This is a genomic window from Pseudomonas sp. R45(2017) (assembly GCF_002112305.1).
Lineage (GTDB): Bacteria > Pseudomonadota > Gammaproteobacteria > Pseudomonadales > Pseudomonadaceae > Aquipseudomonas > Aquipseudomonas paraglycinae.
The window spans coordinates 1-19,602 of sequence record NZ_NEHH01000021.1 but is presented as its reverse complement, the minus strand read 5'-3'; the positions used below and the strand labels follow the sequence as shown (position 1 = coordinate 19,602).

18 protein-coding genes are annotated in these 19,602 nt (G+C 62.4%); 6 read left to right on the top strand and 12 right to left on the bottom strand.

The features are described from left to right. Positions 1-40 precede the first annotated feature (40 nt). Complete coding sequence (locus CAF74_RS28755; protein WP_085748627.1) at positions 41-817, top strand: response regulator transcription factor; 777 nt, start codon at positions 41-43, stop codon at positions 815-817. A gap of 59 nt (positions 818-876) precedes the next feature. On the opposite strand, the gene CAF74_RS28750 is transcribed toward CAF74_RS28755, so the two are convergent. The 8 genes from CAF74_RS28750 to cpaB are packed head-to-tail and all read right to left on the bottom strand — an operon-like array spanning position 877 to position 8,343. Beyond that, positions 877-1,149 (bottom strand): DUF3613 domain-containing protein, encoded by a 273-nt coding sequence (locus tag CAF74_RS28750; protein WP_085748616.1) that lies wholly within the window; start codon positions 1,147-1,149, stop codon positions 877-879. A gap of 16 nt (positions 1,150-1,165) precedes the next feature. Next, on the bottom strand, positions 1,166-1,888 hold the full coding sequence (locus CAF74_RS28745) for a tetratricopeptide repeat protein (RefSeq protein ID WP_085748615.1): 723 nt from the start codon (positions 1,886-1,888) through the stop codon (positions 1,166-1,168). A gap of 28 nt (positions 1,889-1,916) precedes the next feature. Continuing rightward, positions 1,917-2,801, bottom strand: coding sequence for a type II secretion system F family protein (locus CAF74_RS28740; protein ID WP_085748614.1), 885 nt, complete (start codon positions 2,799-2,801; stop codon positions 1,917-1,919). Between the two features lies 1 nt (position 2,802). Further along, positions 2,803-3,687, bottom strand: coding sequence for a type II secretion system F family protein (locus CAF74_RS28735; RefSeq protein ID WP_085748613.1), 885 nt, complete (start codon positions 3,685-3,687; stop codon positions 2,803-2,805). 18 nt (positions 3,688-3,705) lie between these two features. Next, positions 3,706-4,974, bottom strand: coding sequence for a CpaF family protein (locus CAF74_RS28730; protein WP_085748612.1), 1,269 nt, complete (start codon positions 4,972-4,974; stop codon positions 3,706-3,708). Then, positions 4,971-6,161: a pilus assembly protein gene (locus tag CAF74_RS28725; protein WP_085748611.1), complete on the bottom strand. Its 1,191-nt coding sequence runs from the start codon at positions 6,159-6,161 to the stop codon at positions 4,971-4,973. The genes CAF74_RS28730 and CAF74_RS28725 overlap by 4 nt, the downstream gene beginning before the upstream one ends. Next, complete coding sequence (locus CAF74_RS28720; RefSeq protein WP_085748610.1) at positions 6,158-7,381, bottom strand: type II and III secretion system protein family protein; 1,224 nt, start codon at positions 7,379-7,381, stop codon at positions 6,158-6,160. Before CAF74_RS28720 ends, CAF74_RS28725 begins: the two co-directional genes overlap by 4 nt. 20 nt (positions 7,382-7,401) lie before the next feature. After that, positions 7,402-8,343, bottom strand: a complete 942-nt coding sequence (gene cpaB / locus CAF74_RS28715; protein ID WP_085748609.1) for a Flp pilus assembly protein CpaB — start codon at positions 8,341-8,343, stop codon at positions 7,402-7,404. A 332-nt stretch (positions 8,344-8,675) separates the two neighbouring features. Here cpaB and CAF74_RS28710 point away from each other — a divergent pair, with 332 nt between their 5' ends. From CAF74_RS28710 to CAF74_RS28695, 4 genes are all read left to right on the top strand, one after another. Next, complete coding sequence (locus tag CAF74_RS28710; protein ID WP_102688516.1) at positions 8,676-8,891, top strand: Flp family type IVb pilin; 216 nt, start codon at positions 8,676-8,678, stop codon at positions 8,889-8,891. A 124-nt stretch (positions 8,892-9,015) separates the two neighbouring features. Beyond that, a complete protein-coding gene (locus tag CAF74_RS28705) occupies positions 9,016-9,228 on the top strand; it encodes a Flp family type IVb pilin (protein WP_085748608.1) in 213 nt (70 codons plus the stop codon). Positions 9,229-9,291: 63 nt separating this feature from the next. Then, positions 9,292-9,699 carry a response regulator gene (locus tag CAF74_RS28700; protein WP_085748607.1) on the top strand — a complete coding sequence of 136 codons (408 nt, stop codon included), beginning with the start codon at positions 9,292-9,294 and terminating at the stop codon, positions 9,697-9,699. A 200-nt stretch (positions 9,700-9,899) separates the two neighbouring features. Next, positions 9,900-12,299 carry an autotransporter domain-containing protein gene (locus tag CAF74_RS28695; RefSeq protein ID WP_085748606.1) on the top strand — a complete coding sequence of 800 codons (2,400 nt, stop codon included), beginning with the start codon at positions 9,900-9,902 and terminating at the stop codon, positions 12,297-12,299. Between the two features lie 17 nt (positions 12,300-12,316). Here CAF74_RS28695 and CAF74_RS28690 read toward each other — a convergent pair whose 3' ends face one another. The 4 genes from CAF74_RS28690 to CAF74_RS28675 all read right to left on the bottom strand — a co-directional run bounded on the left by CAF74_RS28690 (position 12,317) and on the right by CAF74_RS28675 (position 18,192). Then, positions 12,317-13,987 carry a ShlB/FhaC/HecB family hemolysin secretion/activation protein gene (locus CAF74_RS28690; RefSeq protein WP_085748605.1) on the bottom strand — a complete coding sequence of 557 codons (1,671 nt, stop codon included), beginning with the start codon at positions 13,985-13,987 and terminating at the stop codon, positions 12,317-12,319. A gap of 135 nt (positions 13,988-14,122) precedes the next feature. Beyond that, positions 14,123-15,664 carry a collagen-like triple helix repeat-containing protein gene (locus CAF74_RS28685; protein WP_085748625.1) on the bottom strand — a complete coding sequence of 514 codons (1,542 nt, stop codon included), beginning with the start codon at positions 15,662-15,664 and terminating at the stop codon, positions 14,123-14,125. Positions 15,665-15,982: 318 nt separating this feature from the next. Continuing rightward, positions 15,983-16,837 (bottom strand): MaoC/PaaZ C-terminal domain-containing protein, encoded by an 855-nt coding sequence (locus tag CAF74_RS28680; RefSeq protein ID WP_085748604.1) that lies wholly within the window; start codon positions 16,835-16,837, stop codon positions 15,983-15,985. A gap of 2 nt (positions 16,838-16,839) precedes the next feature. Beyond that, on the bottom strand, positions 16,840-18,192 hold the full coding sequence (locus tag CAF74_RS28675) for a 3-oxoacyl-ACP reductase (RefSeq protein ID WP_085748603.1): 1,353 nt from the start codon (positions 18,190-18,192) through the stop codon (positions 16,840-16,842). Between the two features lie 177 nt (positions 18,193-18,369). On the opposite strand from CAF74_RS28675, the gene CAF74_RS28670 reads away from it, so the two are divergent. Beyond that, on the top strand, positions 18,370-19,602 hold a 1,233-nt coding region (locus tag CAF74_RS28670), incomplete at its 3' end, for an acetyl-CoA C-acetyltransferase (RefSeq protein WP_085695706.1).

Sequence of the window (19,602 nt, the reverse complement as noted above, 5' to 3'; positions counted from 1 at the left end):
TACAGGAATGGTCAGCTTTGGCCCGGGCATGGAGCAGCACGTGAACAAGCTTACATCTGCGGTAAAAGTCATCGTTGTCGATGATCAGCCTCTGATCGTCGAAGAACTCTGTGAATTTCTCGAGAGCAGCGGCTACCGTTGTGTTCCGTGCGAGTCCAGCAAGGAGGCGATCGAGCGTTTTACGGCTGACACCGCGATCGGACTGGTGCTGTGCGATCTGCACATGCCGGACATGGATGGCATTCAACTGGTGCAGGAACTGCAACGGCTGGCCGGCAAACACCGGGCGTTCGAAGCCATCATGCTCACCGGTCGGGCGGACAAGCAGGACGTGATCAAGGCCCTGCGCGCCGGGATTGCCGACTATTACCAGAAACCGGTCAATCTGGATGAACTGCTCGAAGGCCTGCAACGCCAGGAAGCGGTGTTGCAGGAACGGCAGAAAACCCTGCAACTTGGCCATCTGAATCAAAAGCTTCAGGATCTGTCGTCGTCCATCGATGATCTCTATCAGGATCTGGACAAGGTGCGTCGCGGCCCGGCTCCTGTCAGTGACGAAGCCACCCGTGGGGCCGGTGAACTGGAGATTCCCGAGATCTTCAATCAGCTGTCGCCACGGCAACTGGACGTGGCGCGCCTGGTGGGCAAGGGTCAAACCAATTATCAGATTGCCTGTGAGCTGGGCATTACCGAAAACACTGTGAAGCTCTACGTTTCGCAAGTGTTGCGTCTGACTCACATGCACAACCGCACGCAACTGGCGTTGGCCTTGTCGCCGAGTGCGGCGGCTCTGCGGCAGCGAGTTACGGCGCACTGATTGATGTCCCCGGCGGCCCTTGGGTCGACCGGGACAGTCGCCAAGGCGTCTTCCTCGAATCAGTTTTTTGTCTCGATTTTGCCCCCGGCATCCGGGTCATAGAAGTCGGGGATTTCGTACTGGTACTTCTTCAGCCAGCGCTGCATCGCCAGCTCACGCTCGGTGGCCGTGGCCGCCTGCGGATCGGGGGACGCGGCCTTGTTGCGGCTTTGCAGCAACAGCCAGCCTTCGGTTTCCTGCTGCTGGGCCGAGGCCGGGCCGGCGTCGATGGCCAGCGCGCCGAGCGGCAGACTCAGCAGGCTCAGGCAGCACAGCGTTTTTAACGTGTTCATGGCACCTCCTTGAGGCTCACTTGATCGTCGCCGGTTGCGCGTCAGCCGCCACCGCGACCTGATTGCCAGCGACGGGTCTGGCCTTGACCGGCGACTTGAGTTTCTCCGCGCGTTCCTGGGCATCGGTGAACTGCTCCGGGGTCAGGTGCGCGCGGCTGACCACTTCCGCGGCCTGCTGCCAGTTGTTCTGATAGAGCAACAGGGTGACCAGATTCAGCGTCGCCAATTGATTGTTCTGCTTCAACTCGATGGCCGTCAGAAACTCGAAACGAGCGTCTTCGAGCCGCAGCTGATTGAGGTACACCACGCCCAGATCGTTGCGGATGTTTTCATTGGTCGGCGCCAGCCGCGCCGCCCGTTGCAGGTGGGCCTGTGCCTGGCCGTTGTCGCCACGGGCGGCATACAGCTGGCCCAGGCCATGTTCGGCGTCGGCGTTCAGGCACGTGCCGAGCAGGCTGCGATACAACGGCTCGGCTTCGCTGCGCCCCAGCAGGCGATAGACCTTGGCCTTGCGCAGTCGCACTTCGACGAGGTTGTCGGGCAGGCCCTGCAGGTTGGCCAGGCTGGCGTGCAGCTTGCCGTCGTTGACCAGGTCATCGGCCAGGTTCAGCGACAGCTCCTGTTCGGAACTCAACTTGCTGCAACTGGCCGGCGCCAGCATCGTCGTCCACGGCGCCTGACCGTCCGTTGCGCAGCCGCCGAGCAGCAACAGACTTGCCACGACCATCAGTGCTTTCATCCATCGCTCTCCATCGCCATTGTCATTCTCAGGACGCAAACGCCCGGGTGATTGCGGTAAAACCGGGGCCCGCCAAAACGATCAGCAAGGCCGGAAACAGCAGCAGCATCATGACTACCGACATCTTCGCCGACATCTTCGAGATGTATTCCTGCAAGCGTGTCAGGCGCCGGTCATCCAGCAGTTGCTTGAGCGCCAGCAGCGATTTCATCGCACCGCCGCCCTGTTGAATCAGTTGTTGCAGGATCACGCAGGTGTCGGTGAACTCATCCACTGCCAGCATCACGGCCGCTTTGTTCAGCTCTTGCCCGAGTTCCAGGCCCGAGTCGACACGGGCCAGAATCAGGCGCAGTTCGCTGGTCAGCTCCGGCAGTAGTTTTTGCCCTTCGGTGCTGAGCACGCGCAGGGCCTGCTCGACGGCCATGCCGGACTCGAACAGGATCCGCAGCAGCGGAATGAACGTCGACACTTCCACCGAAATGATTTTCTGCCGACGGGCAGCGGCATACGCCAACAGACGTTTGGGCAGCAGATAGCCGACGCCGGTGGCGATCATCGGCACCAGCCAGCCGTTGGGTGCGAGGGGGAAAAATACTTCCTTCAGAAACAGCCCCAGCCCCAGTGTCAGCAGCGGCGTGCCGATCTGGCAGGCGGCAAACAACGAGCGCTCACTGGCGCGGCGCCAGCCGAGACGGCTGAGCAGGGTCTGGGTTTCGCTGTCGATGCTCACCGAGCGCTGGCCGAACCGGCTGCTGCCGAGCGCCCGTAACCAGTTGCCGAAACGGTTCTCGCGCACCAGGTGCCCCTGCAGACGCTGGTTGACCTGACGCACCCGACGCCGCTCGGTCAGCAGGTGATTGCCGACCAGCAACAGTGCCCCGAGCAACAACATGAGACTGGCCAGCATCACCATGTCAGACACTCCTCAACATGCGCCACAGCGCCAGGCAACCGGAGACCTGCAACACCACCGCAACGATCAACATGGTCCGACCGCCCGAGTCGTTCCACATGCCGAGCATGTAGCCGGGATTGGTCAGCATGAAGTAGCTGACCAGAATCACCGGCAGCGATCCGAGTACCCACGCGGTCATCCGGGTTTCGCCGGTCAGGGCGCGCAGTTGGCGGGCACCTTGGTCGCGCTCGCGAATCAGTTTGATCAGGTTCTCCAGCAACTCGCTGGCGTTGCCGCCGTAGCGATGGTTGACCTTCAGGCCCAGGGCGAACATGCGCAGTTCGTCCTGCTCGTAGAGCTCGGCAAAATCACTGACCGCATCCGGCAGGTTCACCCCCAACTGCACGTTGCGCTGCACCCGGCCCATTGCGGTTTTCAACGGATCCTCACTGGTTTCGATGCCGCCCATCACTGCATCGGTCAGGGTCCGGCCGGACTTGAGACTGCGCACGGTGTGGTCGAGCAACTGTGGCAACTGTTCGATCATCCGATTGAGCCGGCGACGATATCGCCACGCGATGTACAACCGCAAAATCAGCGGCGGCGCCAGTATCAGCACCAGCAGACCGATCCAGTCGGCCAGCAGGTAACCCAGCATCATGGCCACGACCCACAACGACAGCCAAAGCCCAAAGTGCTCGTTCGGCCGGCCGAGGCCGGCGCGCAGGAACATCCGCTCCAGCCCGGTCCACGAGGATTTTTCGGCGGCTGCTTGCGGCTGCCCGGCGGCGAGGCGAGAGAGCACTCGCTCGTTGGCAGTCTTGCGCACGCCCTGCAGGAACAGTCGAATCGACAGCCCCAGCAACAGCAGGCAGAGGACGATCAGGATCACCGGTCCGATCATGACGAAGGCTCCATGCGCTCAGCCCAGACTCGACTCGTGCCGCAACTTGTCGCCGGCCGGGTTGACCGCTTCGCGCAGGAAGCCGAAACCGGTGCGTCGATCCAGACGGAACAAGGTATTGGTGACGTAGACGTCTTCACGCACGCCGACCACTTCCACCACTTCACTGACACAGCGCCTGCCATCGGGCATGCGGGTCAACTGAATGATTACGTCGAGTGCCGCGCAGATCATCTGCCGCAGGGTGCGTTCGGCCACGGAGCGCCCGGTCAGGCCGACCAGGGTTTCCAGCCGCAGCAGTGCATCCTGGGCGTTGTTGGCGTGTACCGTGCTCATTGAACCGTCGTGACCGGTGTTCATCGCCGTGAGCACATCGAGCACTTCGACGCCACGGATCTCGCCGAGAATGATCCGGTCCGGACGCATCCGCAGGGCGTTGCGGATCAGGTCGCTGGCCTTGACCTCGCCATGGCCCTCGGCATTGGGCGGGCGAGTTTCCAGACGCACCACGTGGGGATGGCCGAGTTGCAGCTCGGCGACGTCTTCGATGGTCACCAATCGTTCGTGGGGGTTGATCAATTGGCTGAGGATATTCAGCAGCGTGGTCTTGCCGGTGCCCGTGCCGCCGCTGATCAGGATGTTGCAGCGCTTGCCCACGGCCTCCTGGAAGCACTCGAAAATCGGCAGGTCGATGGTCTGCATCGCGATCAGGTCGCTGCTCTTGAGCATGTCCTTGCGGAATTTCCGAATCGACAGGCACGGGCCGTCGAGGGCGATCGGGGGGATGATCGCGTTGACCCGGCTGCCGTCCGGCAGACGTGCATCGACCATCGGCGAAGACTCGTCCAGCCGCCGACCGAGTGGCGCGAGAATGCGCTGCATGACCCGTTCGACGTGGTGCGCATCGATGAAGCGCAGGTCGCTCTGATGCAGTACGCCTTCGCGCTCGACGAACACCCGGTGCGGGCCATTGACCAGAATTTCGGTTACGGCGGTGTCGCGCAGCAGCACTTCCAGCGGGCCGAATCCGGTCAGTTCATCGACGATTTCTTCCGCCAGCCGCTCCATCTCGTAGCGCGAAATCGCCAGATGCAGACGGGCGATGTATTCGGCGACCTTGTCGGTGACGAATTGCGCCAGCAACTGCCGCGAACCTTCCAGCAGGTTTTTTCCGGACTCCTCGATGGCATCGATGATGTAGCGATGCAGGACCAGTTTCAGACCTTCGTGGTCGGTGTTGCCCGACTGGCCCCGCGCCGGTGCACCGAAGAGTTTTTCCGGGCTCATGAGGTGCCTCGCAACCGGTCGAACCAGGTGACCTTGGGTTTGGCCAAGCCTTCGGAGCGTTTGGCCAGCCGTTCGCCGAGCACCCGCAGGCTCTGGGTGAGTTTCTCCCGGGGTGCCAGTTCAAACAGGCTGACGCCCTGGTTCTTGGCATTCATGCGCAGCTCCGGACTCAAGGCCAGCACCGCGATCACTTCCAGGTTGAAGGTCTTGCCGAGGGTGTCCGCATCCGGCGCGACGTTGCTCAAATAGCGATCGACCAGCAGCCGCCCGTGGTCGAGCTTCATGCCTTTTTCCCGCCACAGATTGAACACCGCCAGGTTGCGCCGGCAATCGAGAACATTCTGGTCGGTGTACCAGATCAGCTTGTCGCAATGGCTGACAAAGGTGCGCAGGGCTTCGCTGTCGGGCTGGCCGGTGAGGTTCACGACAATGTGCTGGAAGTGCTGGCGCAACGCGCTGAGCAACATGAACAGCTCGGCGGCACTGGTGCTCTCCAGCGGTTCGTCATTGTCGGCGTACGCCAGAATCCGCAGCCCCGCTTCGGTGCTGGTGAATGCACTGTCGATCAGTGTGGCGTCGAGCCTGCGCAGGTGGCGCAAGGCATCGCCGAAGTGGAACGAACTCTCCAGCCCCAGCAACGCCAGGCTGTCGCCACGGGGAAGACCGAGATCCAGCAGCAGCGTCTGCTGCCCGCTCTTTTGCACCACCAGCGCCATATGGTTAGCCAGTAACGCGCCGTCGGAACTGCTCTGCACCCCGTACAGAACCGTCAGGCCACCCAGTTGCGTGTTGTGGGGCGCTGGCGGCAGACGCTTGCTCAAGCGGCGCACCAGCCCGGCCACTTCGCTGGAGCGCGAACCATAGGCGACGAAATCCCTTGCCCCGGCGCGCATCGCGTTGAGTACCAACTGGTTGTCCATGCCGTCGCCGAGGGCAACGATCGCCAGCATCGGCTTGGCCTCCAGCGCGCCCTCGATCAGCGCGCTCTGGGCCACCACGTGTTCGCGGTCGAGGCCGACGAACACCAGACTGGCGAAGGTGACGTCCACCAGAGCGAGCAATTCGTCGAGACTGCCGCCACCGGCACTGACCACCTGGCCCAGCGGTGCAAGCGCGCTTTGCAGCCATTCCAGATCGGTGCTGTTGCGGGTGATGGCGAGGAAGGTCTGACTCAGGCTCTGGCTCATTGGGACAACCCGCTGCGCTTGTCGAAGTTACCGTTTTCCAGGAAGAACATGCGGTAGAAATTCGGGTCGTAGTTGCGCAGTTTTTCACCCGGCAACGACGGCAGTTGCGCCTCCGCCGAGAGCGGGCGCACCAGATGCGGGGTGACGATCATCAGCAGCTCGCGCTCTTCGCGCTTGATCTGCGAGCTTTTGAAAAAGGCCCCGAGCACCGGGATATCGCCCAGCCCGGGAAACTTGTCGACCTGGGAACTGTTACTGGTACTGATCAAACCGCTGATGACAAAACTCTCACCATCGGCGAGGGAAATGCTGGTGTCGGTGCGGCGAATGGTCAGGGCGGGCACCGTGGTGCCGGCGATGTTCACCGCGTTGCTGAAATCCAGTTCGCTGACTTCCGGCGCCACCTTCAGGGCGATGCGATCGTGGCTGATGATGGTGGGCGTCAGGGTCAGGCGGATGCCGAATTCCTTGTATTCGATCGATACGTTGTCACTGCCGGAACTGGGCACCGGTATCGGAATCTGCCCGCCTGCGAGGAAGCTTGCGCTTTGCCCATTGAGAGCCACCAGGCTTGGCCGCGCCAGGGTGTAGGCGAACCCACTGCCTTCCAGGGCATTGATGATCGCCATGGTCTTGCCGCCGATCCACGAGAAGTTGAACAGCGAGTTGTCCACCGGCAATCGCGGTTGCGGAACGCCGTCGATGGGCGGCAGGGTGCCGGGGGAACCGAACAGGAAATTACCGCGGGTGCCGATCAGCGAAGCCGAGGCCTGCTTGAGCTTGGTGCGGCTGACTTCGACGAAACGAATGTCGGTCTGCACCTGCGAGGGCAACAGCGCATCATCCGACGGCAGCGCACTGGTGTTGGTGAGGGCCGAGGTGGCGGCGCCCTTGACGAACACCATGCTCTGGCGCGGCTCTCTGGAGCAGCCGGTCCAGACCATGAGACTGGTCGCGCCCGGCGCCACGGCGGTCAGAAGGAACGAGGAATTGCCATTGGCATGCACGTCGGCGATTTTCGGATCGCCGATGGCCAGGCGTGTGATCGCCACCGGTGACTGCATGTCCTGTTGCCAGCCTTCGTTGATTTCGATCACCGGCGGCAAGCGTCCGAGGGCCGCGCAGTTGCCGGTGGCCGCGTGCGCAGCATTGATTGAAAGTCCCATCAGCAGCAAGGCCCGGAGCACGGGATTGAAGGTCGGCCAGGAACGACTCTGCATGCACTTGGATCCTTGCTCAGTCATGGGTTTTGTTGGTTGGTCTGATTGCCGCGAATCACTTCCACTGCGGGTCGTGCCGCCACAGCTTGGTCGCCGCTCGACGACGCTTTCGGCGTTGTCCCCAGCGCCAGCTGCGTGAACTGGAAGAGTTGACTGTTGGCGGCGACCAGTTTTTCCGGTGCCTGACTTTCGCCGGCCCAATACTTGGCCAGGCGCTGTTCCTCACTGCTGCGTACGGCCAGGCGCAACGTCCCGACCTGGGTGGCGAGCATCATTCGACTCAACAATTGTTCAGGCACCGCCAGCACCACGGTGCGCGCGGTAAGCCGGCGCTGGTCCTGTTTGATCTTGTCGTCGGCACTCAACGCAGGGGCGGACGGTTGGCCGTCATTGGTCAGGCCGTATTGCTCGCCGACACCGAGCACGCGCATGGCTGGCACAACGATCTGCGCCGACTGCTGCGGATTGGCGGCGTCCTGGCGCAGGAACAACAACACGTCGACGTAATCCCCGGGGATCAACTGCCCGGCTGCGCCGATCACTTCATCGACCGACACGGCCAGCGCGCGCTCGTCTTTATGGATCATGCGCGCCAGTGTGCCGCCGGCCTCGAAGCTTTCTTCGTTGAGCCAGGTGCCGGCGCTCAGGTGGCGCCACGGAGTGCGGCCCACGGCCTGTTCGATTGTGCCGAGGCTGCCGGCAGGGGCGCTGAGCAGTTTTTCAACGGCCAGGTCGGCGGCAGCAAGAGGGGTGAATGGCGGGACGTCACGCACCAGCACCACGACAGGTTGACGGGTCTGGTCTTCGGCGGCAGCGACGGTTGTTTCGACGGTGACCACCGTCGGCGCGGGAGCCTCGGCCACCGGAGCGGGTTGGCGGCTGAGCACCAGGCCCCAATATCCGACAACGATGGCGCCCAGTAAAAGCAACGCTGCAAGGCCCATGGTCACACGACTGTTCATGACGGCTCTCCCTTTCCTGCTGCACTACCAGCCCGCACTTCCTACCAAGGGAACATCGCAATCAGGCAGCTATGAACATCCAACTATTTCGCTATTTCCACGCTAGCTGAAACAAGCCAAAACGCCATTTCTGACAGGCAAATAACCCACGAAAGTATGGGTGTTGGCCAATTAGCAGTCGAAAAGCAGGGGATGACGAAGCGATTAATCCTTTGTGATTAATCCGTTCTTACAGTTGTTGGGAGGGGGTTTGTTGACAATGCTCAAATGGCACGGTGGAACCTTGCCGCTGTAGCGTGACATCGGCGCCAAAGGCGCGAAGGAGTTGACGTATGTTTCGTATGAGTCTCGACTATCTGGCGGCCAAAGTGCGGCTGTTCCTCAACAGTGAAGAAGGTGCTTCGGCGATCGAGTACGCGATTGTGGTGGCGATGGTGGCGGTGGTGGTCGTAGTGTTCGTGACCCCGATCGGCGCCAAGGTTCTGAACATCTTCAACTCCGTTCTGGTTTCACTCGGTGGTACTGCGGTCACTCGCCCCGTACCTTGATCGCGTTCATCCCGTTGACCTTCGAATCCTGCCTGCAGGTTTTCCGTTCCGCGTCCCGGACCGGAGAATCGCAGGCGACTCTGGATGCGGCAGTCTGAGTGCCCCGGCACGAAGGAGAACCTCCATGCTATTTGAATACTTGCTGTTGCGCGCCCGCCGGTTTCTGCACAGCAGCGAAGGGGCGTCAGCCATCGAATATGCAATTGTGGTGGCGATGGTAGCAGTGGTGGTCGTGGTGTTCGTGACGCCGGTCGGCGCCAAGGTACTGGCCATCTTCAACAACATTCTAGTAGCGCTGGGCGGTACGGCCCAGACTGCACCGGTACAGACACCCTGACTCGATGGCTCGCCAATCTCGCACTACACTCGGTTCCATCATCAGTTTCTCAGGGATTGTCCAATGACTGCTTCTTCACAGCCCCGCCAACAGTTGCTTCTTGTTGACGACGAAGAGGACGCGTTGCTGGAGCTGGCGGAGTTGCTGGAGGGCGAGGACTTTATCTGTCACACCGCGACGTCGGTCAAACTCGCCCTGCATCACCTGACCCGCCATCCTGATATCGCCCTGGTGATCACCGATCTTCGCATGCCGGAGGAAAGCGGCATGTCGCTGATCAAGCGCCTGCGCGAACACACCTCGCGCCAGCATCTGCCGGTGATCGTAACGTCGGGGCATGCGGACATGGAGGATGTCAGCGACATGCTGCGGTTGCAGGTGCTGGACCTGTTCCGCAAGCCGATCTATCACGTGCGGCTGCTGGAGACCCTGGACAATCTGTTTCCCAAGCCAAAGATCAATATCTCCTGAGTGCTCACGCAGCTTCTACTTCGAATACGCCGATCTTGAAATTGACGCCATCCCTTTGACATTTTGATGGTGTCGAAATGATGGCTCGTGTACATTCCCCGCGCCCAAACCGGACGACCTGGTGGGTTCGGTAGGGATGCCTGAGTGAAATTGATACCCCCTGCTGAAACTGTTTTTCATGTTTTGGAAGGGAATCTCGATTGAACACAGATCGCTTGTGCCGCTCGTTACTGGCGCTGTCTGTTGCTGCAACTTCGCTGCACGCGGGCGTTGTTGCCGCTGCCGGCGCCAATTTGAGCTACGACCTGAGCGGCGGGCCATTGAACAGCAACCTGCAGAACTATGGTCTGATCGACCTGCGTGGCAACGGGACGATTGCTCCCGGCGCGCCTTCGACGCTGACCTATGGCGCTCAGTTTTTGGGGCTGACGGCAGACCAGTTGCGTAACAACGACAGTATCCGCATTGACGGGGCCAAGTTTGGCGTGGGCATTGCGCTGGGGGCTTCCGGTGTGACGCCCAGCAAAATAGCCGGGAACCTGATCAACAAGGGTTCGATCTCGGTCAATGGACTGGCTGGATCGGGCACCTCCACCGGGATTTCGGATATGGGCAGTGAGCTGAACGGCTCGCTCAGCAACGATGGGCTGATCGAGGCCAGCGGGGCGAGTTCCAGCGGTGTGATGCTGGTGCAAACCAAACTGAATGGCATCGGCAACAACGGCACGATCAGCGCCAGCGGGTCGGACGCGCTGGGGTTGTTTCTTGACGGTGCCACGCTCAAGGGGAGCGTCAATAACTTCGGGACTATTCGCGCCACCGGGGCGAACGCTGAGGCGGTGACGTTTGAAGGCGTGAACTTCAATACCTCTGCCAGTACAGCGATCTTGAACCTGTCCAACTACGGCACGATTTCCGGCGAGTCCATTGGCGTGCACGTCAGCGGTCAGGCAGTGGGTGCGAGTCCTTTCACCATTTATCAACTGTTCGGTTCGATCGAGGGTGGCACGGCGGCAATCCAGGTCGATGACGGCGAAAGCTATTTCGACTTTTTCGGCGGTACGGTCAAAGGGGATCTGATCGGTCTGTCCGGCGTGATCATCGACGGCGATGCGGTTTTCGACGGTTCGACCATCAAGTCCGGTTACGTGACTATCGAGGACGGCACGCTGACGCTGGTGAAGCCGCACACCACGATCATCGGTGACTTCGACATGGAAGAGTCCGACTCGGTGCTGGAAATGTACCTGGGCAATGACACCAATCCGGCGCTGCCGGTGTTGAAGGTCACGGGCACTACCGATATCGCGCCGGGTGCGACGTTGCGTCTGTTGGCGCGTTCCAGTGATTTCCGGGTGACGCCGGGTGGTACGAAGTACACCCTGATCAGCTCGGGCAGTCTTGTCGGCGGCAATAACCTCACCGTGACGTCTTCCTCTGCTTTGCTGGATGTGAAGAGTTTCGGGGTCGTGGGCAATGACATCACGTCGGTGGTGACCAACAAGTCCGAAGAGGTGCTGGCGCAAAACACCCTTGTGGCGGGTGGCAGTCGCAATGCGGCAACGGCAGTGGGCCGCGTGTCGAGTCTGTTGTCGCGGCTCGATGAGCAGGACCCGGTGTTCCAGGCGTTCGCCAACGCCAGCACCGATGCGCAACTGGCGCGGTTGTCCGAAACCCTCAGCCCGGATGTCAGCCGTGGGGTGCTTCACGCGGCTACCAACAGTCAGACGCTGGTGTCGGGTGTCATCAATGAGCGTTCCAGTCGCGCCCGTAACGCCGGCGTGCCGACAGACAAAGGTGTCTGGCTGCAAGCCTTGAGCAGTGATGCCAACCAGGATGAGCGTCGTGGTGTCAGTGGTTACGATGCCGACAGCCATGGCATCGCCGTGGGTGCCGATGGTCAGTTGAATGCCGATCTGGCGGTCGGTCTGGCGTACAGCTACCTCGACTCCGATGTGAAATCCGATCGCGGCAACAAGACCCAGGTCACCGGCCATGCGCTGACCCTGTACGGCAACTGGACCCACGACAACTGGTTCGTCGATTCGTCGCTGATGTACGGCTGGAACGACAACGAGTCGCGCCGTTACATCGCCGGCACCCGCGCCAAGGGTGATTACGAGAGCAATGTGTTCGGCGTGAGTGCGCTGGCCGGTTACAGCGTGCACCTGATGCCGGATGTGGTGCTTGAGCCGCAGGTCGGGGCGCGTTACGCCAACGTGGGCATGGACAGCTATCGCGAGAAGGGCAGTTCGGCCTCGCTGAATGTCGGCAGTCAGCGTTATGAAGTGGGCGAAATGGGTGTCGGTGCACGTCTGGCCGCTGCGTTCGATGTGGGCACCGGCAGCCTTGAGCCCGAAGCGAAGCTGATGGCCTGGCATGACGTCATTGGCGACAAGACCGGCACCACGTCGTCGTTCGTGCTGGGTGGTGATTCGTTCACCAGCCGTGGCACCACCCCGGTGCGTGACAGTTATGAACTGGGCTTGGGCGCCAACTACCGGATGGGCGCGTGGAGTCTCGGCGGGTCGTACAACTACGTGACCGCCAGCGGTTTTGACGCTGACGGTTTCACGGCAAAAGTACGCTACGCCTTCTGATTCAGCGGTCGATCGTGCTACAGCTGATAGCTGAAACTGATGCTGTAGCGCGGCCGGCGATTGAAGGTGTCCAGCGCTTCATCCGACATCGCCTTGGCCGCTTCCAGGGCGATGTTGTAGTACTTCGCATCGCCAAATCTCAGGCCGACTGCCGCCGATGACAGGTTGTTGGCCTGCACCGGCAACTCATTGAACCAGCTTCGCGAGCGGTCGAGCACGAAGTACGGTTGCAGGATGCGCACCCAGTTGCCGTCGCGGTTGAAGCTGTAATTGATCTCGTAAGCCACGCCCCAACCCTTGTCGCCGGACGCCTGATCGTCGGGATAACCGCGGCCGAAATTCTGCCCGCCGAACACAGCGCGCTCACTGTCCGGCAGGGTGTCACGGCTCCAGTACAACGCAGCCGACAGCACCCCTTGCCAGTTGTCGAGGAACTTGTCGCTCTGCACCCCGGAAAGTCGTACCCGAAAGAAGTCGAGGTCGATGGCGCTGTTGTTGGTATGCGCACCCAGGCTGTCGAACCCTTGATACACGCCGCCACTGAGGATGCGCAGTTGTCGGGCATCGACCTTGCGCCAGTCGCTTTCGAAGGCGAGGGCGCGGATGTCGGTGCGTTCTTCGACGCTCAGCGGGTAGCCGATCACGTTGTAGCGGGTCTTGTCGTTGACCGCGTACAGGCGCGATCCGGCGGTCAGCAGTTCATCCGAGGCGGCAATCAGCGGCAGGGTGAAACCGAGCGAATAACGGTCGTTTTCGCGGTGCGGCTTGAGTTCCAGTCCGTTGCTCAACTGCACGTTGGTGCCGGGATCGGCGCGGTAGCGTGAGGCCGACAGACTCAGCTGCGCACCTTCGTCGTTGATGAACTGGTTGTAGTCCAGCCGGTAGTAATGCTCGTGATCATCCCCCGGTGGAAAAAGGCCGCTGAGGCTCAACTGTTCGCCCATCGACGTTTGTGAATTGCTGCTGACGCCGAGCAACGCCTGGGTGCCATTGCGGTTGTCTTCGGTGGTGCTCAGGGTGCTGGTGAACGGCTTGCGACTGGCCTGGGCCACCAGCGTCGTTGCACCGTCGGTGGTGCCGGGCGGCGGCACCTGGGCCTGGATCGTCACGCCGGGAATGCGGGTCATCAGCGTGGTGTAGCGCTCGAACGTCTTGCGCGTCAGCGGGCGTTCGGCCTGGAGCTTGGCGGCCAGTCGGTCGAGCAGGGCTTTGACCCGTCCGACGTCGCCGGCGATCTGCACGTCGCGCACGTAACCTTCCACCAGCACGACGCGCGCCACGCCGTCATCGAAGGTCTGCTGTGGCAGAAAGGCGTAGGACAGCAGATAACCGTCCTGCTGGTAGCGACGGGTGATCGTGCGGGTGGCTTCGATCAGGTCGGCGAGGCTGCTCTCGCGGCCGATCAGCGGTTTGTAGATTTCGGCCAGTTCGTTCAACGGGTAGAGCGTGCCGCCTTCGATCTGCACGGTCCTGAGGTTGATCTTCGTGCCCATCAGCAACGGCTGCGTGGCCGTGGCACCGGGCTCCGGCACTTGCAGCGGCGCGGCGTTCGGCCGGTAAGCGTCGGCGGGCAGGTTCGGCACCGGCAGGTTGCGAATGGTTTCGTTGCTGTTGAGAAAGCTGGGCAGGGTGTCGGCGAGGGCGGTGGAACTGAGACTGAGCAACATCAGGGATGCCATGACGCGCATAGGACACTCCATGTTCAAACCCGCAGCACGGGGCAGGGTTTCTCCTAAGAAAAAAGCGGAAGACTCGTGGGAATCTTCCGCCCTCAACCAAGCGTAGGCGCTGTAGGTAAGGCCGTCGAATCGGCCAGGTGCAAATCAGCGATTGTTGCCTCCCAGGGCGCCGGTCAGGCCACCGAGAACTCCACCCAGTCCGCCGCCAGTCCCGGTGGCAGTGCCACCGTTGACCAGCCCGCCGACCGCAGTGACCGTGTTGCCCACCGTGGTGACAGTGTTACCGACCGCCGCCACGACCGGATTGCTGTTGGTGCCGGCGATCGCGTTGCCCAGATTGCCGACGGCGCCGCCAACCTGACTGGTGAGACCCGCGACCGGAGAGCCGAGCCCGGTGGCGGCACCGACATTCTGGGTCAGGCTGGTGACCGCAGTGGTAACCGGCGCAAGTCCGGCGCCCACGTTGTTGCCCAGGGTTGCCAGGGGAGTGGTCGGGCTGGTGATCGGCGATCCCGAGCCGCCGAGCACGGTGTTGAGTGAAGCCACGGTATTACCCGCCGCAGCCAGCACACCACCCGGTGCGGCGAGACTGCCATTGCCGCTGCTCAAGCCTGCGCCGACGTTGACCACGGCGCCGCCGACGGTTTGCAGCAGGCCATTGCTGCCCAGACCGCCACCGACGCCCGTTCCCGAACCGGTCCCGTTGTTCACCAGCCCGCCAGCCTTGCCGACAGCGGTGCCGACATTGCTCAGGGCTCCGCCGACGGTGTTGGTCAGGGCGTTGCCATTGCCGGCGTCGGTGACTTTGTCGCCTACTCCATCGACGGTGCTGCCGACTTTCTGCAGCAGGCCGTTCACCGGAGCGCCCAGGCCCGTGGCACTGCCGAGTTTGTCCGTGGTGCTTTCGACCATGGCAATCACCGGCACCAGTTTGCTGCCCACTTCTTTGGTGACCGAGCCGAGCGGGCCGGTGGTGGTAGCGGTGCTGAGCGTGTCGCCGAGCATGGTGACCCGTTCACCGACGCCATTGAGCACCGGTGCTACACGGGTGACCACGCCGCCGACTACCGGAACGCTGCCCGTGGCGGTCGCCAGTTTGCCGCTCAGGTCGGACACGCCGTTGCCCACATCCTGCACCACGCCGCCGACCGCCGAAGCGGTGACGCCCAGGCCATTGTCGGTGGTCGCCAGTTTGCCGATGCCGTTGGCCACGCCGTCGCCCAGGGTGGTCACCACGTTGCCGGCGGTTTTGGCGGCACTTTGCACCACGCCACCGACAATCGGCACGCCGCTCAGGGAGTCGCCGACCTGGCCGACACCATCGCCGACGCCGCTGACGGTATTCCCGACGTCCTGCACCAGTGTGGTGGTAACCAGAGGGGTCGGAGTGCTCGGATTGGTTGGGTTGGTCGGATCTGTCGGGTTGGTCGGATTAGTTGGATTGGTCGGATTGGTCGGATCTGTCGTCCCTCCAGTGCCACCAGTGCCACCAGTACCGCCAGTGCCTGCGGTATCTCCGGTACCACCCGTGCCACCGGTGCCGCCAGTACCCGCAGTCGAACTGTCGGGGGAAGAACTGTCGGAGCTGCTGTGATGACCGCCGCCGCCACTGCTGCAACCGGCCAGACCGAGAGAGAGAATAAGGGCCAGTGCTGTTGCCGACTTGCACCACGCCTGAGCTTTCATGTGGGTTTTCATGAGGGTTGTTCCTTGCACCTGTGACAACGTTCGTTGACTTCGACGGCTCGCCGGTTCTGTTGCCGGCAATGCCTTCGTCCGTTGTGCTCATATCAGTCGCAAGGCTGGATCCACGCCATTCTCAAGTTGGTATTAACGCCTTTATGCAGGGGGCGGCGAGTGCCCCCTAACGACTAATACCGAGGATATAGGCGAGCAAAAAAAAGCCTTGAAAATCAAGGCTGGCTGTTGGCGAAGAAGTTGTTCGCGGCGCGGGAAAACTTAAGTGATATATACACAATTGAGCAGGTTTTCCCGGCCTCGATGTCAGGCTACCGGCTGCCAGTTGCCCACCATGTGCTCCAGATCCCCGGCGCCGATCAGGCGTAACTCACCGCTGGAACCGGCCGCGCTGGCGAACAGGCTCACCTCGCTCGGCAGGCGCACCGGTTTGCGAAAGTGCACGGTGACCTCAAGGTTGGCCTTGGGCAGATGATCCGCCAGCGCCGCCAGCGTCCGGGCCTTGTTCCACAGACCATGAGCGATGGCGGTTGGGAAACCGAACAGCTTGGCGCTGGCGGCACTCAAGTGGATCGGGTTGTAGTCGCCGGAGACTTTCGCGTACTGCCGGCCGATGTCCGTCGGCGCGTTCCATTGCGCCACTTGCGCGAGGGGCAGCGTCGGCTCCCAGGTCTGCTCGACCGCTTCGCCTTCGAGCTTCACGCCACGACAGAGCATCCGGCTTTCGGCTTCCCACAACGGGCCGAGTTGATCGTCGAGGGTGGTCAGCAGATCGAAGGTCGCGCCCTTCGGATGCGGTTGCAGGTTATGCACCCGGACGCTGACTTGTGCGCGACTGATCCCGCCCATCGGCCGCAATACGCGGATGCGGTTGCTCAGATGAATCAGCCCCAGCAGCGGGAACGGAAACTCCTTGGCCGTCAGCAATTGCATCTGCAGGGCGAACGCCAGGATATGCGGATAGGTCGGCGGCAGCAGGCCGTCATCGGCGAAACCGCAGACCTTGCGATACGCCGCCAGACGTTTGCCATCCACCTCGACGGCGCAGCGCAAGCCGCTGTCGGGCAGGGTGGTGCCGGTGATTTTGCGTCGGGTCGCCGCCCGGGCATACAGCCCCGGCAGGCTCGGCTCGTGGTGCAGGGTTTGCCATTCGATGGTCATGTTCAGGCCCCCAGCACGCTTTGACCGCACACCCGCAACGCTTGCCCGGTGAACGCGCCGGTGCCCGGCTGGGCCAGCCAGGCCACGGCCTCGGCGACGTCTTGCGGCAGGCCACCCTGACCCAACGAACTCATGCGGCGCCCGGCTTCACGCAGGCCGAACGGAATGTGCGCGGTCATCTGGGTCTCGATGAAACCCGGCGCCACGGCGTTGATGCTGATGCCGCGTTCCAGCAGCGTCGGCGCCCAGGCCTGGGCCAGTCCTATCAGCCCGGCCTTGCTCGCCGCGTAATTGGTCTGCCCGCGATTGCCGGCGATGCCGCTGATCGAGGCGAGCAGAATCACCCGGGCGTTATCGCGCAAGGTGCCACTGTCGAGCAGGGCCTTGGTCAACACTTGCGGTGCTTTGAGATTGACCGCGAGCACCGCGTCCCAGAACTCGGGCGTCATGTTGGCCAGGGTCTTGTCGCGGGTGATGCCGGCGTTGTGCACCAGAATGTCGAGGCCGTCCGGCAACTGTTCGATCAGTTGCGTAGCGGCGTCTTCGGCGCAGATGTCGAGGGTGATGGCGCGCCCGCCGAGGCGAGCGGCCAGGGCTTCGAGATCGGTTTTCGCGGGCGGCACGTCGAGCAGGATCACCTCGGCGCCGTCACGGGCCAAAGTTTCGGCGATGGAGGCGCCGATGCCTCGCGCCGCGCCGGTGACCAGCGCCTTGCGCCCGGCCAGCGGGCGGGTCCAGTCGGTAACTTGAGTGGCGCAGGCCGTCAGACGAATCACTTGCCCGGAGACAAATGCGCTTTTTGGCGAGAGGAAAAACCGCAGCGGTCCTTCGAGCTGATCCTCGGCGCCTTCGCCGACGTAGATCAGTTGCAGCGTGCCGCCGCTGCGCAGCTCCTTGGCCAGCGAGCGGGAGAAACCTTCGAGCGCGCGCTGCGCACTGGCGGCAAACGGTTCGCGCAGGGTTTCCGGGGCGCGGCCGAGGATTACCAGATGCGCGCTGCTGTCGAGGTTCTTCATCAGTGGCTGGAAGAATTCGCGCAGCTGTTTGAGCTGGTCGGTGTGCTGCAAATCGCTGGCGTCGAACACCACGGCCTTGAGTTTCGGGCCATGGCCGGGAATCCATTGGGTGGCGGTCGCCGGTTGGTCGCCGTAGCGGTAGATCGCGTCGGTCAGGCGATTGGCGAAGGTGCTGACCCGCTCGGCCAGCGGCCCGCCGCCGATTAGCAGCGCACCTTCCACCGGCCGCAGGCGCCCGGCCTGCCAGCGTTCCAGCCTCACCGGCGACGGCAGGCCCAGGGCTCCGACCAGGCGGTGGCCGATGGACGAGTTGGCGAAGTCGATATAGCGGTCAGACATGGAACGCTCTCCAGAAGATGGGGTTCAAAGTGTGGACTGCGAAGGGCAATCAATCGTTCGATCCACGCAATAAGGCCTACGCTAGAACAGCAGAGTAGTTTGCCCTCGGCGCTTTTGTGGCCCGACCGGGTTTTCAGCGCTCGATTTTCAGTCCGGATATTTCACAAGGAGCATTTCATGAGTCAGCTGCGCCGCGTCGCGATCATTGGTGGCAACCGCATTCCGTTCGCCCGTTCCAACGGGCCGTATGCCACCGCGAGCAATCAGGTGATGCTCACCGCCGCCCTCGAAGGCCTGATCGAACGCTACAACCTGCACGGCCAGCGCATCGGCGAAGTGGTCGCGGGAGCGGTGCTGAAATTGTCACGGGATATGAACCTGACCCGCGAATGCGTGCTCGGCTCGCGCCTGTCACCGGCGACCCCGGCCTATGACATTCAACAGGCCTGCGGCACCGGCCTGGAAGCGGCGTTGCTGGTGGCAAACAAGATCGCCCTCGGCCAGATCGACTGCGGGATTGCCGGCGGCGTCGACACCACGTCGGACGCGCCGATCAGCGTCAGCGAAGGCCTGCGCAAGATCCTCCTGCAAGCCAACCGCGCCAAGACCACCGGCGACAAGCTCAAGACCTTTCTGCAATTGCGCCCGAAACACCTGATCCCCGAATTCCCGCGCAACGGCGAACCGCGCACCGGCCTGTCGATGGGCGAGCACTGCGAGTTGATGGCGCAGACCTGGAACATCCCCCGCGAAGAACAGGATCAACTGGCCTTCGAAAGCCATCACAAACTGGCGGCGTCCTACAGCGAAGGCTGGCACAACGACCTGATGACCCCGTTCCTCGGCCTGACCCGCGACAACAACCTGCGCCCGGACCTGACCCTGGAAAAACTCGCGACCCTGAAACCGGCCTTCGAGAAAAGCGCCAAGGGCACGCTGACCGCCGGCAACTCCACGCCGTTGACCGATGGCGCGTCGGTGGTGCTGTTGGGCAGCGAGGAGTGGGCGAAGGAACGTGGTCTGCCAATCCTTGCGTATCTGCGCGACGGCGAAGCAGCGGCGGTGGATTTCGTCAACGGCGCCGAAGGACTTTTGATGGCGCCAGTGTACGCGGTGCCACGCTTGCTGGCGCGCAATGGTTTGACCTTGCAGGACTTCGACTACTACGAAATCCACGAAGCCTTTGCCGCGCAAGTGTTGTGCACGTTGAAGGCCTGGGAAGATCCGGAATACTGCAAGACCCGGTTGGGGCTGGATGCGCCGCTGGGCTCGATTGATCGCAGCCGTTTGAACGTCAAGGGCAGCTCGCTGGCGGCGGGGCATCCGTTTGCCGCGACGGGCGGGCGGATCGTGGCGAACCTGGCGAAGTTGCTGGATGCGGCGGGGCAGGGGCGGGGGTTGATTTCGATT